This is a genomic window from Streptomyces sp. ISL-36, assembly GCF_018614205.1.
In the GTDB taxonomy this organism is placed as follows: domain Bacteria; phylum Actinomycetota; class Actinomycetes; order Streptomycetales; family Streptomycetaceae; genus Streptomyces.
Window position 1 is genome coordinate 16657 of the sequence record NZ_JAGGOS010000021.1, and the last position, 13777, is coordinate 30433.

Annotated in this window: 14 protein-coding genes and 1 pseudogene; 3 read left to right on the top strand and 12 right to left on the bottom strand. The window is 71.7% G+C overall.

The annotated features are described in order from the left end of the window. Positions 1–35: 35 nt before the first annotated feature. Together J7E93_RS05775 and J7E93_RS05780 are read right to left on the bottom strand one after the other, a co-directional pair. Positions 36–557: a hypothetical protein gene (locus tag J7E93_RS05775; protein WP_215066163.1), complete on the bottom strand. Its 522-nt coding sequence runs from the start codon at positions 555–557 to the stop codon at positions 36–38. Between the two features lie 143 nt (positions 558–700). Then, positions 701–2110, bottom strand: a complete 1410-nt coding sequence (locus J7E93_RS05780; RefSeq protein WP_215066164.1) for an FAD-binding oxidoreductase — start codon at positions 2108–2110, stop codon at positions 701–703. 173 nt (positions 2111–2283) lie between these two features. On the opposite strand from J7E93_RS05780, the gene J7E93_RS05785 reads away from it, so the two are divergent. After that, entirely contained in the window at positions 2284–3192 is a 909-nt protein-coding gene (locus J7E93_RS05785; protein WP_215066165.1) for an aminoglycoside phosphotransferase family protein, read from the top strand. 19 nt (positions 3193–3211) lie between these two features. Beyond that, complete coding sequence (locus tag J7E93_RS05790; protein ID WP_215066166.1) at positions 3212–3688, top strand: GNAT family N-acetyltransferase; 477 nt, start codon at positions 3212–3214, stop codon at positions 3686–3688. Positions 3689–4192: 504 nt separating this feature from the next. Here the strand turns inward: J7E93_RS05790 and J7E93_RS05795 are convergent. The 6 genes and pseudogenes from J7E93_RS05795 to J7E93_RS05820 all read right to left on the bottom strand — a co-directional run bounded on the left by J7E93_RS05795 (position 4193) and on the right by J7E93_RS05820 (position 8872). Continuing rightward, complete coding sequence (locus J7E93_RS05795; protein ID WP_251066107.1) at positions 4193–4345, bottom strand: hypothetical protein; 153 nt, start codon at positions 4343–4345, stop codon at positions 4193–4195. A 193-nt stretch (positions 4346–4538) separates the two neighbouring features. After that, positions 4539–5380 (bottom strand): annotated as a pseudogene (locus J7E93_RS05800) (helix-turn-helix domain-containing protein). Then, positions 5377–6024, bottom strand: a complete 648-nt coding sequence (locus J7E93_RS05805; RefSeq protein WP_308367872.1) for a DUF6879 family protein — start codon at positions 6022–6024, stop codon at positions 5377–5379. The pseudogene J7E93_RS05800 and the gene J7E93_RS05805 overlap by 4 nt, the downstream one beginning before the upstream one ends. A gap of 320 nt (positions 6025–6344) precedes the next feature. Then, positions 6345–6560, bottom strand: a complete 216-nt coding sequence (locus tag J7E93_RS38280) for a zinc ribbon domain-containing protein (RefSeq protein ID WP_374105360.1) — start codon at positions 6558–6560, stop codon at positions 6345–6347. 58 nt (positions 6561–6618) lie between these two features. Further along, positions 6619–7644: a zinc-binding dehydrogenase gene (locus J7E93_RS05815; protein WP_215066169.1), complete on the bottom strand. Its 1026-nt coding sequence runs from the start codon at positions 7642–7644 to the stop codon at positions 6619–6621. Between the two features lie 46 nt (positions 7645–7690). Beyond that, a complete protein-coding gene (locus J7E93_RS05820; RefSeq protein ID WP_215066170.1) occupies positions 7691–8872 on the bottom strand; it encodes an FAD-dependent oxidoreductase in 1182 nt (393 codons plus the stop codon). Positions 8873–8970: 98 nt separating this feature from the next. On the opposite strand from J7E93_RS05820, the gene J7E93_RS05825 reads away from it, so the two are divergent. Further along, on the top strand, positions 8971–9642 hold the full coding sequence (locus J7E93_RS05825) for a pentapeptide repeat-containing protein (protein ID WP_215066171.1): 672 nt from the start codon (positions 8971–8973) through the stop codon (positions 9640–9642). A gap of 43 nt (positions 9643–9685) precedes the next feature. Here J7E93_RS05825 and J7E93_RS05830 read toward each other — a convergent pair whose 3' ends face one another. The 4 genes from J7E93_RS05830 to J7E93_RS05845 all read right to left on the bottom strand — a co-directional run bounded on the left by J7E93_RS05830 (position 9686) and on the right by J7E93_RS05845 (position 13532). Further along, on the bottom strand, positions 9686–10186 hold the full coding sequence (locus J7E93_RS05830; RefSeq protein ID WP_215066172.1) for a hypothetical protein: 501 nt from the start codon (positions 10184–10186) through the stop codon (positions 9686–9688). A 243-nt stretch (positions 10187–10429) separates the two neighbouring features. Beyond that, positions 10430–11653, bottom strand: a complete 1224-nt coding sequence (locus J7E93_RS05835) for an FAD-dependent monooxygenase (protein WP_215066209.1) — start codon at positions 11651–11653, stop codon at positions 10430–10432. A gap of 95 nt (positions 11654–11748) precedes the next feature. Next, positions 11749–12369 (bottom strand): response regulator transcription factor, encoded by a 621-nt coding sequence (locus tag J7E93_RS05840; RefSeq protein WP_215066173.1) that lies wholly within the window; start codon positions 12367–12369, stop codon positions 11749–11751. Next, positions 12366–13532, bottom strand: coding sequence for a sensor histidine kinase (locus J7E93_RS05845; protein ID WP_215066174.1), 1167 nt, complete (start codon positions 13530–13532; stop codon positions 12366–12368). The genes J7E93_RS05840 and J7E93_RS05845 overlap by 4 nt, the downstream gene beginning before the upstream one ends. Between the last annotated feature and the right edge of the window lie 245 nt (positions 13533–13777).

Genomic DNA, 13777 nt, shown 5'->3' on the forward strand with positions numbered 1-13777 from the left:
TGCTTCATCTGTGGTCAGGCGTGGTCGTCGAACGGTCAGGAGTAGTCGTCGAACGCCGCGGTCTCGCCCGAGTAGAGCGGGGTGCTCCCATGCCTCTCGGGCAGCTCGGCCCATGTGGCGGGGGAGTGGTACACGGTCGAACCGGTCGGCCCGATGGCGAGCAGGCCCGCTCGTTCGCCGTCCCGGACGGGGCCGACGGCGACGAAGTGGGGGTCGAGGGTCGTCGGCTCGCCGCTGGCGGCCATGTCGTAGAACCGGTGGAGGTCGGGGGCGGTCCGAACGACCACGGTGTCGGAACGGGTCGAGCCGAGCGAGGTCCCCTCGATCTCGGTCGTGGAACCGTCGGCGTAGCGGGTCCACAGGAGCTTGTCGGCCTCGGTGCCCCGGGTCAGGAAGCCGGTCGTTCCTGCGCTGATGACGGCGCTGTTCTGCGGGAAGGACAGCTGCCCCTGCTGCTCCTGCTCCTGCTGCGCGGCCGCGGCGAAGGCGGCCGGCGTGGCAGTCGGCGCGAGGACGGTGGTGACGGCGACGGCCAGAGCGTTGCCTGCACGGGACAAGGCCTGATTCCCCCTGTTGTCTGAAGGCGCGCACGACGCGCGACACCCCTTCAGACACGCCAGTGATCAGAGAGGTTGTACGGAAATCAACCTCGCGTTCGGGCGGGGGGACCGCCGTTCAGGCCCTTCGACGGCCCGTGGGGTCAGCGTCCCGCCAGCCGGTCGGCGATCTTGGCGATGGGGGCCGTGGTGGCGGTGTGGGTGGTGGATTCGCGGTGGTCGGCGGTGCGGTAGGCCGCGTACATCGTCTGGACGCCGAGCCAGCGCAGAGGTTCCGGTTCCCACTTGCGGACCTTGAGGTTGACCCAGGGGAGGCTCGTCAGGTCGGTGGGGCCCGACTGGCCGGAGTCCTGCTGGATGAGGTCGCGCAGGGTGCGGGCGGCGAGGTTGGTGGTGGCGACGCCGGAGCCGACGTAGCCGCCGGCCCAGCCCAGGCCGGTGGAACGGTCCAGGGTGACGGTGGCGCACCAGTCGCGGGGGACGCCGAGGACACCGGACCAGGCGTGGGCGACGGAGACGCCGGCCAGGGTCGGGAAGAAGCGGATGAGGATCTCGCGCAGGGCCTCGACGGTCTGCGGCTGGGTGCGGCCGTCGTTGTCCGTCTTCGACGCGTACCGGTAGGGGACGCCGCGGCCGCCGAGGGCGATGCGGCCGTCGGCGGTGCGCTGGGCGTACATGTAAGCGTGGGCCATGTCGCCGAGGGTTTCGAGGCCGTTCCAGCCGATGGATTCCCATTGGGCGTCGGTGAGGGGCTCGGTGGCGATCATGGAGGAGTTCATGGGGAGCCAGGTGCGGCGCTGGCCGGCGAGGGAGGCGGTGAAGCCTTCGGTGCAGCGCAGGACGTACGGGGCGCGCACGGTGCCGTAGGGGGTGATGGCGTGCTTGGGCTTGATCTCGGTGACGGGGGTCGACTCGTGGATGGTGACGCCGAGGGCTTCGACGGCCGCCGCGAGGCCCTTGACGAGTTTCACGGGGTGGAGGCGGGCGCCGTGCGGGGTCCAGGTGGAGCCGACGGCGCCGGAGACGCGGATGCGGTCGGCGGTCGCACGGGCGCCGTACAGCTCGCGGTCCTTCTCGCCGAACGCGATCTCGACGGCGTGGAACTGCTTGAGGCGGGCGAGCTGGGCGGGGGAGTGGGCGACTTCGAGGACACCGCCCTGGTGGATGTCGGCGTCGATGCCCTCCTCGGCCGCGACGCGGACGACCTCGGTGACGGTGTCGTTCATGGCCTGCTGGAGGCGGACGGCCGCGTCGTGGCCGTGCAGCCTGGCGTAGCGGTCGCGGCCCGCGATGCCGTTGTAGAGCCAGCCGCCGTTGCGTCCGGAGGCGCCGTAGCCGCAGAACTTGGCTTCGAGGACGGTGATGTTGAGGAAGGGGACGGCCTTCTTGAGGTAGTAGGCGGTCCACAGGCCGGTGTAGCCGCCGCCGACGATGCAGACATCGGCCGAGGTGTCCCCGGGCAGCGGCTCGCGCGGGTCGGGGGTGCCTTCCTGCGCGTACCAGAACGAGATGCCGCCGTTGACCGTGCTGCCGGAACTGCCCGTGCTGCTCATGGTGCCCTTCTCCCTGAGGTGTGGGCGGGAGGTTACTGGAGGCGTCGGTCCTGTGGATACGGGTCGTCCGGCGCCGGGTCGGGGCCGGGGGCGAGCGGCACGCGCGGGGCGACGGGGCCGACCGGGCCGTATTTTCAAGGGCGTTGAAGGAAGCGGGTGTCTAGCATCGGGGTGTGATCCATGGACCGATCCTCGTACCGGAGGAACTCGCGCAGTCCCAGGCCCGCTTCAACGGCGACGCCGGGCGGGCGTTCGTCGCCGGGCTGCCCGAGCTGGCCGCGCGGTGGCTCGACCGGTGGGGACTGCGGCAGACCGGGCCCTCGATGTACGGGGCGGCGTCGCTGGTCCTGCCGGTGACCCGGACCTCCGACGGGACGCGCGCCGCGCTGAAGATGCGGCTCGTGGACGAGGAGAGCGCGGGAGAAGCGGCCGGCCTGCGGATGTGGGGCGGCAGAGGATCCGTACGCCTGTTGGACGAGGACCCGGAGACGGGGACGCTGCTGCTGGAGCGTCTGGACGAGGGCCGGCATCTGTCGACGCTCGGCGACACGCGTCAGGCGACCCGGATTCTGGCGGAGCTGCTGGCCCGGCTCGTCGCCGTCCCGGCACCGGCGGGACTGCGGAGGCTGGCTGACATCGCGGCCGCGATGCTGGTGGACGTGCCGGAGGCGGCCGGGCGGCTCGGCGAGGAGGACGCGCGGCTGCTGAAGGACTGCGCGGCGGCCGTACGCGAGGTCGTGGGCGAACCGGGGGACCGGCTGCTCCACTGGGACCTGCACACCGACAACATCCTCGCCGCCGACCGCGAGCCGTGGCTGGCGATCGACCCCAAACCGCTGGTGGGGGACCCGGGGTTCGATCTGATGCCGGCGCTGACGAGCGGCTTCGATCCGGATCCGGCGGAGACGCTGTGGCGTTTCGACCTGTTGACGGAGGTGCTGGGACTCGACCGGGCGCGGGCGGCGGCCTGGACGCTGGGACGGGTGCTGCAGAACGGGTTGTGGGCCGTGGAGGACGGTGAGGACGCCCTGGGCGAGGAACAGGTGTCCATCGCCCGGACGCTCCTGGCACGCGCGTCCTGATCGGGTGCAGGCTGCTCCCATGATTCGTACCGCCACACCTGCCGATGTCCCTGTCATCCATGCGATGGTCCGTGAGCTCGCCGAGTACGAGAAGGCGCTGGACGAGGTGCGCGCCTCCGAGGAGCAGCTGCGGGAGGCGTTGTTCGGGGAGCGCCCGGCGGCGTTCGCGCACATCGCGGAGTCGGATGAGGGCGAGGCGGTGGGCTTCGCGCTGTGGTTCCTCAACTTCTCAACGTGGCGCGGGGTGCACGGGATCTACCTGGAGGACCTGTACGTACGGCCGACGAAGCGGGGCGGCGGGTACGGGAAGGCGCTGCTGAGGGAGCTGGCGCGGATCTGTGTGGAGCGGGCGTACGAACGTCTGGAGTGGTCCGTCCTGGACTGGAACACCCCGTCGATCGACTTCTACAAGTCGCTCGGAGCTGTGGCAATGGACGAGTGGACCGTGAACCGGCTGACGGACGACGCTCTCCACAGGCTGGGGACGGGCGGGTAGGGGCGTCACGGGGTCGCACCGCGCCCCGACGAACTCCCGCCCCGGGTGTCCCGGAGCGGGCGTGACGGTGGCCCCGGCCATCCGCCACGGGGGAAGCGGACGACCGGGGCCGGTCACAGGGTTAACCGGTCACGCGAGGGCCGCCCATACGATGAACACGGCAGTGGCCCACCCGAACCGCGACCAAGTCACCGGGCGGTGATCGCCACGGCCAAGGCCACGACGCTGACCGCGCCGGCCAAGGTGACCGCCAGGGCGGGGAGCCATCTCACGACGGGCCCTCCACACGCTCCACCAGGGCCACGTCTTCGAACCTTCGTGCAAAGGTGGTGTGGTCCTTTTTCAGGCCCGTGTGGTCCATGCATTGCTTGTCGACCTTGCCCACCCTGACGTTGGGCGTGGCCTCCCAGTCGCACTCGCCGTGAAGGCACCGGGCCGATGCCGTGGCCTCTGACTTGGGGTGCCGCTTGATCCGGTGTGCCACAAACCGGTATATCGTCCGGGTCACTGCTCCACCGCCGGTACCGGGGTGGTGAGGACACGGGCCTGGTCAAACTCCTCCGGCGTCGGCTCCCGCAGTTCCTCCGGCGGGACCGCCCACTCCCGGCCCCCGCCCGGCGGGCGCAGGTACACGCTTCCCTCGTACCGTCGGTCCACCCGACCCAGCGTCCCGTTACGGTCCACCGCGTACCGACCGGCGGTCGGTCTCCACTCCTCGTTCATGCCTCACCGTCCCCTCCAGCGCTCCGAACGCCTCGGACCACACCGGGACGGTATGAGTTCCGGGTGTTGCTCGGCGGCCCTGATTCGCCTTGATTCGAGCGTCGCCGGGGCTTCTTCGGGGTGATTCTCAGCTGAGGTCGAGTGCCCGCCGGGCGCGTGTGATCACGCGATGGGCTTCCGCCCCGTAGACGGCGGAGCCGGCGAGTGTCTGCCACACCCGCTGGTACACGCCGACTGTGGCGAAGTCGTCCAGCCACAGCTCCGCGTGCCAGTCCTCGGCGATGGCCAAGCGGTCGTCGTACAGCCAGAACGCATGGCCGGCGGGAGCTTGAGAGGGGCGCCCAGCGGGACGATTCCCAGGGTGACGGTGTCGAGCCCCAGCACACCCATGAGCCGGTCGAGTTGGGCAGCCAGTACCGGCGGCGGGCAGACCAGGGCGTGGAGTGCGGCTTCCCACATGATGACGTGGAAGCTCTTCCCCGGCTCGTAGAGCAGTTCCTGGCGCCTCACGCGGGCCCGTACAGCCTCCTCCACATCCCGGACGGACTGGTGAAGGTCGACGTACTGGCTGAACACGTGGCGGGCGTAGTCGGGTGTCTGGAGCATCCCGACGACCATGGAGCCCTGCCAGGCCCGGAACGTTCGGGATCGCTCGTACTCAGCGGTGAGAGCGTCCTGCACGGGCTTGTGCCCGGCGGCAAGCTGGCGCCGCCAGGAGCGGGATCGGGACTCCAGCGTCCGCAGGCGGGTGATCAGTTCATCAGCGGCTTCAGGATGCCCTGTTGCCTGTGCCCACGCCTGGAGGTCGTCTGCTGTGACGGTCTGCCGCCCTGTCTCCAGCTTGCTGACCTTGGACTGGGGCCAGAGCAACACCGCCGCCAGTTCGCGCCCTGTGAAGCCCCGTGCGGCGCGCAGCTCACGGAGCCGCGCGCCAAGGGCCACTCGGGCCTGCTGAAAGTCGTTGCTCACTCGGCGGAAGGTACCTGGCCCGTGAACTCGTCGTATCGGGCGGCGTGGTGCCATGCCGCGTCGCGGACCTGGCAGGCGCGCAGGACTTCCACGGGGTCCGTAACGAGTTCGACGCTGGTCATCCGGTCGTCCTCATTGAAGTGAAGCCGTGCGATGACGCGTGAATCGAACAGCCAGAAGTCCTCTTCAGGGAGCTTCAGCCGCTCCGCGTCGCTCCGCCACAGGTTCCGGATGTCCTCTCCCACGGCGCTGTTGCGACGGGCGTTGTCGAGTAGGTATCGCTGCCCCAGAGTCGGCGGGTTGTCCATGACGCGTACGCGCTCGAACCGCTTGCCGAGAGCGGACTGTTCGCGTCGGGAGACGCACCAGGAATCGTCCAGGTCCCATCCGGCATCCTCGCCCCGAGCGAACCGCTCGTAGGTCTCGGTCTCCTCGTCCGACTGGTATCGGCGGCGGGTCTCAAGCCGCCAGGCGGTGTGTTCGAAGGTGCGGAACATCCCGCCGAACTCTTCGAAGCCGATCATCGTCGGCACCCTGTCCACATCTCTCGGGGCGAAGTCGGCCAGGAGCACGCGCGGCACCACCACGAACCCCTCCCCGGTTTTAACGTTGCGCAGTTGGGCCACGTCTTCCGGGTCGGTCACAGCGTCTCCCTGGACCAGGACTTCACCCGTGTCCAGGTCTTCGTAGAGCGTGGGGCAGCCGTCGTTGCCGGGTTGGTGCCGATGAAGCGAAGTCGCCTTGCCAACGTCGTTCCCCTCTCACCCGGATGACCCAGTTGGGCCGTCTCCAGAATGGAACCGCCGATGGCGTTCTGTCTGCCGTGATTCTCGAATATTCGCGAATCGCTGGGGGCCGATTCTGCGGCGCCTGGTCCAGTGCTCCAGACCGCTGATCACGGCCACTGCGTTTCCTCCTCCGCAGGGCTTTACTGTCGCCCTCGGAAGGGGCCTCCGCTGCCTCCTCAGGGTCCAGCAACATGGACAGGTCGATGACGGGTTCCGGGAGCTTGGACAGGGCGCTCTCGACGGCGGCGAGCTGTTCCGCGACTCGGGAACGCAGCCGGTCGTACTTGGCCGTGCGACTTCGCGATGCACCGGTAGAAGGACCGCCGCGGGGGCTTGCGACGGTTGCCCGGCATTGCTGCGCCACATTCACCGCACCGAAGGAAACCGGCCAGTTGGGGGCGGGCGGCGCGTAGGGCCGGGGCCCCGGCCCGCGGACCCTCGTGCTGGGGGTTACGGGATCAGGACGACCTTGCCCGTGGTGCCGCGGGTCTCCAGGGCTCGGTGGGCCGCTGCCGCTTCGGCGAGGGGGAAGTGGTGGAGGGCGGGGCGGAGGCGGCCCTGCGTGGCCGCGGCGAGGGAGGCGAGTTCGAGGGTGCGGATGTCGCCGCCCGCCTTCTGGATCATGGCGGGGCCGAGGACGCCCTGGGACGTGATGCCTCGGGTGGCGAGTTCCTCCTCGGTGAAGGTGAGGGGTTCGCCGTCGTGGGGGCCCTTGCCGGACCAGCCGAAGACGAGGTGTTGTCCGCCCTTGCCGAGGAGGTCCACGGCGGCGCGACCGGTGTCGCCGCCGACCGAGTCGAAGACGACGGTGGCCATGGGGGTCTCCCCGGACGGAGTCCGGGGGAGGTCGCCGAGGAAGGCGCGGACCTGCTCCGGCCAGTCGGGCAGCTTGTAGTCGACGGCCAGGTCGGCGCCGTTCTCCCGGACGAGGGCGACCTTCCGGGGGCCGCCGGCCAGGCCGATGACGGTGGCGCCGGCGTTCTTCGCGTACTGGACGAGGAGGGTGCCGATGCCGCCGGCGGCGGCCGGGACGATCGCGATCGAGTCGGGGCCGAGCTCGGTGAACTGGAGGATGCCGAGGGTGGTGCGGCCGGTGCCGATCATGGCGACGGCCTCGGAGTCGCCGAGCGTGTCGGGGAGTTCGTGGAGCTTGGCGGCGTCGACGACGGCGAGCTCGGCGTAGCCGCCGGGCGCGAGGCCGAGGTGGGCGACGACCCGCTTGCCGAGCCAGGCCGGGTCGGTGCCCTCACCGAGGCCGTCCACGGTGCCCGCGACCTCGCGGCCGGGGATCGTGGGCAGCTCGGTGGGGGCGGGGAACGGGCCGCTCTCCCCCCTGCGCAGGGCGGTGTCGAGGAGGTGGACGCCCGCCGCGGTGACCGCGATCCGCACCTGCCCGGGGCCGGGGACGGGGTCCGCGGTCTCCTCGTACGTGAGGTTCTCGGCGGGGCCGAAGGCGTGGAGGCGGATGGCGTGCATGGCGGGGCTCCCCTGGTCCGGTGAGGTCCTTGACGTGGACCAGCTTTCAACCTCGAGCGTGCTTGAGGTCAAGGCGTGATGCGCGCAGCGCCAGGGACACCGCCTCCACGGCGCTGGTGAAGGAGACCTCCGCCAGTACGCCGGGGGCCGCGACCTGGTCTCCCGCGAGATAGACGCCGTCACCGCGGTCGATCGCCGGGCGGTCGCGCCAGGTGGTGCCGGGCCGGTCGACCGCTCCCGTACGGCCGCCGGAGAAGGCCTCGCGGCGCCAGAGAGTGCGCTCCCGCCAGCCGGGGAACCCCAGGTCGAGCAGGCGCTCGGCGTGGGCGACACCGTCGGCCTTGGACCCGTCCGGGCCGATCGGGAGCTGCGCCTGGATCAGCTGCTCACCGGCCGGCGCGAGGGACGCGTCCTGGGCGGTGAAGCGCTCGATCCAGCCCGGTGCGTCGAGGTCCGAGAGGACGAACGGGTCGCCCTTGCGCGTGCGCAGCGCGAGGTCCAGCAGGACGGTACGGCCGCTCCCCCAGGTCAGGCCCGGGTCGCCGAGAAGCCGCGCGGCCGCGGGGAGGGAGGTGGCGACGACGACCGGCCCTTGATCCGACGGGAGCTCGTCGAGCCGGGACGAGGTCTCGATCCGCACGCCCAGCTCCCCCGCGCGGGAGGCCATCCGGTCGACCATCCGTCCCCAGCCGCCGCGGATGTAGTGCGCCTCGGGCGGCAGCGAGGCGGCCCGGTGCAGCCGTTCCTGGACGAAGCGGGCGGAGAGCGCACCCGGGTCGTGGTGGTGGAGGGCGACCGCGCTGTAGGCGGCGGCGTCGCGGGCCGCTGCGGGGCCCGCGATCTGCGTGGCCCAGGTCAGGAAGTCGATGTCGACGGGCGCCTGTTCCGCCGGGCGGAGGGTGTGGCGCAGGAACGCGAGGGGCGGCGTGCGGCGCAGCGCCCCGTCCCGGTGGAAGCGGAACCGGGCGCCCTCCAGAGCCGGCAGGGGTGCCAGCGGGCCGAGGAGCCCCCGCTGCTTGAGCCAGGTCCAGTGGGGGCCCTTGGCGTAGATCGCGTGCGGGCCCTCGTTGGTGCGGTACGGGCCCTCGGCGGTGCGGGCGCGGCCGCCGAGGGTGTGGTGGGCCTCGTGGAGGGTGACCTCGGCTCCGGCCTCGGCGGCGGTGATGGCCGCGGTGAGTCCGGCGAAGCCGCCACCGATCACGGTGATGTGCCTGGTGTTCCGCTGCATGTGCCTCTCCCTCGTGTCGGTCTCACGAAGGGGACGGGCGAGGGAGCGCGCGATGTGACATGGGGGCGTTGTCAGTGACACACGTCACGATGGGGGGCATGGCGACACGGAACGGCAAGAAGGCGGTGGCGGCGGTGCGGCGGGCGGAGGTGCGCCTGCCGCCGCTCACGGCGTACGCAGGGAGGCTCGAACCGGACGGGGACTACGACGGCCTCGAGTTCGCGGGACTCGATCTGGCGGGGCAGGACGGGCCGGGCGCGCGGTTCCTGGACTGCGCGCTGCGGGAGTGCGCGGTGGACGAGACGCGGCTGACCGGGGCGCGGGTGATGGACTCCGTCCTGAGCGGCATCCGGGGAGTGGGCACCGACCTGGCGGGGGCGTCGCTGCGGGACGTGGAGGTCGTGGACGCGCGGCTCGGCGGGACGCAGCTGCACGGAGCGGTGCTGGAGAGGGTGGTGGTGAGGGGAGGGAAGATCGACTATCTGAATCTGCGGATGGCGAAGCTGAAGGACGTCGTCTTCGAGGGGTGTGTGCTGAGCGAGCCGGACTTCGGGGGCGCGCGGCTGGAGCGGGTGGAGTTCCGGGACTGTGTGCTGACGGGGGCGGACTTCGGCGGGGCGCGGATGAAGGACGTGGATCTGCGGACGGTGCAGCGTCTGGAGATCGCGCGCGGGGTGGACGCCTTGTCCGGCGCGGTGATCAGCACGGGGCAGCTGCTGGACCTGGCGCCGGTGTTCGCCGCTCAGCTGGGGGTGCGGGTGGAGGACTGACCGGCCCTTGAGGGGGGTGTTCCTACGGGATGTGGGGGGCGTTCTACGGGACGCGGGGGAAGCGCGCCTGGAGGTCCCAGATCACCGGGTTGTCGCCGAGGCCCTCGTGCATGTCGGTGAGGTCGGCGATCAGGTCGTGCAGGAAGTCCCGGGCCTCGCGGCGCAGTTCGCGGTGGTTGAAGGTGAGCGGGGGCTCGTCGCCCGGCATCCAGTCGGCCTCCACGTCCACCCAGCCGAAGCGGCGCTCGAAGAGCATGCGGTCCGTGGACTCGGTGAAGTCGAGCTCGGCGTACTGGGGCTGCGAGGCGCGGTTGCCGCGCGGGTCGCGGTCGAGCTGCTCGACGATGTCGCAGAGCGCCCAGGCGAAGTCGAGCACCGGCACCCATCCCCAGGCTGTGGACAGCTCGCGGTCGGCCTTGGGGTCGGCGAGGTAGACGTCCCCGCAGAAGAGGTCGTGGCGCAGGGCGTGGACGTCCGCGCGGCGGTAGTCGGTCTGCGGGGGGTCGGGGAAGCGACGGGAGAGGGAGTAGCCGATGTCGAGCACGGGTCGATGGTCCCACGACGGCGACGCGACCGGCCCCGCCCGCCCGGAGGGGCGGCCCCCGGACGGCTCTGAAGCCGGAGGGGCGGCCCACGGGTGGAGGGAAGCCTGCGCCCGCCTGCGGTCCCTGCGCCGGCCTGCGGCGGGAGGGGCAGCCCGCGGATGGAGGGGCGGCCCGCTGCCGGCGGGTGGCCCTGCGGCCCTGTGCCGGCCCTGCGGCCCCAGGGCCGGCCCCCGCCTCTCGGCTCAGGCGCGCGTGCGCGCGTGGAGGGTGCGGGCGAGCCGGGGGCCCAGCCAGCGCTTGAAGCGGCGCAGCGGTTCCAGTCGCTCGGCCGCCTTGTCGAGCCGGTAGTACAGCTGGGGCGGGATGTGCGGCAGCAGGGGGGAGTGGCGCTGGCCGAGGAGCGCGAACATCTGGACCGGGTCGAGTCGCATGTAGCGGGGGAGGTTCTCGTACCACTGGGCGCTGTAGCGGGCCGTGCTCTGGACCGACAGCAGCTCCGCGCGCCGGCGGCGGCCGTAGCGGGCCAGGGCCGCGTCGAGATCCCAGCCGGCCCGGCCGTGGTCCTTCAGTGCGGCCGCGAGGGCGAGGGCGTCCTCCAGGGCCAGCGTGGTGCCCGCGCCGATCGAGTAGTGCGTGGTGTGGGCGGCGTCGCCGAGCAGGACCAGGTTGCCGTGGTGCCACACCTCGTTGGTCAGGGTGCGGAAGCGCAGCCACTGGGCGGCGTCGTCGGCCTGCGCGCGGCCGATCAGCGGATGCCCGTCGAGGAGGTCGTGGAAGAGCTTCTCCACGAGGTTCAGGCTCTCGGCCTCGCCCAGCCGGTCGAGGCCGAGGCCCCGCCATGTCTTCGGGGAGCACTCCACGACACAGGTGGACTGCTCGCCGCTGAAGCCGTAGGCGTAGCACCAGATCCAGCCGTGCTCGGTCTCCTTGAAGGCGAAGGAGAAGGCGTCGAAGACCTTGGTGGTGCCGAGCCAGATGTACGGGTTGCGGCCGACGTGGATCCGCGCGCCGAAGTGGACGGAGTGGGCCTCGCGCAGCACGCTGTTCACGCCGTCGGCGGCGACGACCAGGTCGGCGTCCGCGAGCTCGGGGCAGTCGGGACCGGTGATGTCGTGCTCGAACTCGACCCGTACGCCGAGGGATGCGGCCCGCTCGGCGAGCAGGCCGAGCATCCGGCGGCGGCCGACTCCGAAGCCGGCGTCGCCGCGGTGGACGGTCCGCTTGTCGCGGACGATCGCCGTCCCGTCGGTCCAGGTGACCGAGGCGGCGCCGATCGCCTCGGCGGACTCCGGGTCGCCGTCACGGAGCTTGTCGAGCAGCCCGGCCCAGTAGGTCACGCCCCAGCCGTAGGTGGACCCGGCCGGGTTCCGCTCGTAGACGGTGATCTCGTGGGACGGGTCCTGCCGCTTCATCAGGATCGAGAAGTACAGGCCGCCGGGCCCACCGCCGACGCAGGCGATCTTCACGTGCGCTCCCACTGGACGTAGCACCTTGCGATTGACTGGCAACGCACAGTAGCAGCGGAGATGGGGTCACGGCCGGAGGCTCAAGGGCCTCCGGGCTACGGCAGGAGGCGCTGTTCCTTCGCGACGGAGACCGCGCCGGCCCGGGTGTCGACGCCGAGCTTGGCGTAGATCCGCCCGAGATGGGTCTTCACGGTCGCCTCGCTGATGAAGAGGGCGCGGGCGATCTCCCGGTTGCCGAGACCGCGCGCGAGCTGGCCCAGGATGTCCCGTTCGCGGTCGGTGAGGGTGGGACCGGCCGCGCCCCGCATCCGGTCCATGACGCGGCTGGCGACGGGCGGGGAGAGGGTCGTACGGCCCTGGGCGGCGGAGTGGATCGCCGCGAACAGCTCCTCGGGGCGCTCGGCCTTCAGCAGGTAGCCGGTCGCGCCGGCCTCGATGGCGCGGGTGATGTCCGCGTCGGTGTCGTACGTGGTGAGGACCAGGACGTGCACGTCCGGCGTGGCGATACGGCGGGTCGCTTCGACGCCGTCGATACCGGGCCCGAGCTGAAGGTCCATCAGGACCACGTCCGGCATCAGCTTCGACGCCATGGCCACGGCCTCCTCGCCGCTGCCGGCCTCGCCGACGACCTCGATGTCGGGGGTGCTGCCGAGGAGGGCGAGCAGCCCGGCGCGTACGACGGCGTGGTCGTCGCAGAGCAGGATCCGTACGGTCATGGCGTCGTCTCCCGTGGTGGCGTCAGGGGGATCGCGGCCGAGAGCACCGTGCCCTCGCCCGGCGTGGACTCGACGGTGAGCGTGCCGCCGAGCTGCTGGGCGCGCACCCGCATGGCGGGCAGGCCATGACCGCGTACCCCTGGCTCCCGGGTCGAGGGAGGTTCGAAGCCGCGGCCGTCGTCGGCGATGTCGAGGACGACCTGGTCGTCGAGGTAGGTCAGGGTCAGTGCGGCGGAGGTGGCCGCGGCGTGTTCGCGGACGTTGGCGAGGGCGCCCTGGGCGATCCGCAGCAGCGCCGACTGCACGCGGTCGGGCAGCGGGACCGCTGTGCCGTCGACCCGGAACGCGGCGGACTCGCGGCCCGCGAGCGTGCGCAGCGCCTCCTCGAGGCCGCCGCCCTCGGCGAGGTCGGCGGGGGCGAGGTCGTGGACGAAGCGGCGGGCCTCGGCGAGGTTGCGTTCGGCGATGGACTCGGCGGTACGGACATGGCGGCGCGCGGTCGCCGGGTCGCCGTCCCAGGTGCGCTCGGCCGCCTGGAGCAGCATCTGCTGGCTGGACAGGCCCTGGGCCAGGGTGTCGTGGATCTCCATCGACAGGCGCTGCCGTTCGGCGAGGGTGCCTTCGCGGCGCTCGATGGCGGCTAGTTCGCGCCGGGTCCGGATCAGGTCGTCGATCAGCGCGCGCTGGCGGTCGGCCTGGCGCTGTGCGTGCACGAAGACGGCGGTGGCGATGGCGGCGACGGCCGGCGGGGCGACGATCAGGTTCGGATCCAAGGCGCCGTCCGAGAGCTGGACCTGTGCGGTGACCACGAAGACGGTGAGCAGCGCCACCAGGACGAGGGCGGCGCGCGGCGGAAGGGTGCGCAGGCCGGTGTAGAAGAGCGGCACCGCGCACCAGGCGAAGCTCGGCGCGAGGACGACGAGGACCATCCAGACCGCGACGACGGTGAAGAGCCAGGCGATACGGCGGGGGGTGGCGCGGGTTCCGAGGACGGGGCCGAGGAGATAGAGGGAGGCCAGGGCGCCGGAGAGGGCGACGATCCACGGGCTGCGGTCCTCCCACGGGTGCCGCAGCAGGAAGCGGACCAGTGACGCGCCGAGCAGGAGGAAGAAGGCGATGTGCATGACCCGCGCCAGCCAGCGGGCGTCCGGGTCCTGCTCCATCGTGTGCCTTCCTGACGGTCCTGACCTGGGTGTACGTATCCATGGTGGCCCTGGGGGACCACACCGGCATCAACCGATCGGCTGACCCGCGTGTCGTCCGTACCGCGTGCCGGAGGCAGCCGCTCCGTGGACCGTACGGGCCCGGATCCGGCCGGAGGATCGATGGCAGAGCGAAGGCAGAGCGAAGGCAGAGCGAAGGCGGAAGGAATCCCGCCGCCCCGCCTCGCACGGCCCGACCGTCGACC

Excerpts from the sequence above, each read along its gene's own strand:
- J7E93_RS05780 (WP_215066164.1), bottom strand. The coding sequence starts at position 2,110 with ATGAGCAGCACGGGCAGTTCCGGCAGCACGGTCAACGGCGGCATCTCG.
- J7E93_RS05790 (WP_215066166.1), top strand. The coding sequence starts at position 3,212 with ATGATTCGTACCGCCACACCTGCCGATGTCCCTGTCATCCATGCGATG.
- J7E93_RS05815 (WP_215066169.1), bottom strand. The coding sequence starts at position 7,644 with ATGCACGCCATCCGCCTCCACGCCTTCGGCCCCGCCGAGAACCTCACG.
- J7E93_RS05820 (WP_215066170.1), bottom strand. The coding sequence starts at position 8,872 with ATGCAGCGGAACACCAGGCACATCACCGTGATCGGTGGCGGCTTCGCC.
- J7E93_RS05825 (WP_215066171.1), top strand. The coding sequence starts at position 8,971 with ATGGCGACACGGAACGGCAAGAAGGCGGTGGCGGCGGTGCGGCGGGCG.
- J7E93_RS05840 (WP_215066173.1), bottom strand. The coding sequence starts at position 12,369 with ATGACCGTACGGATCCTGCTCTGCGACGACCACGCCGTCGTACGCGCC.
- J7E93_RS05845 (WP_215066174.1), bottom strand. The coding sequence starts at position 13,532 with ATGGAGCAGGACCCGGACGCCCGCTGGCTGGCGCGGGTCATGCACATC.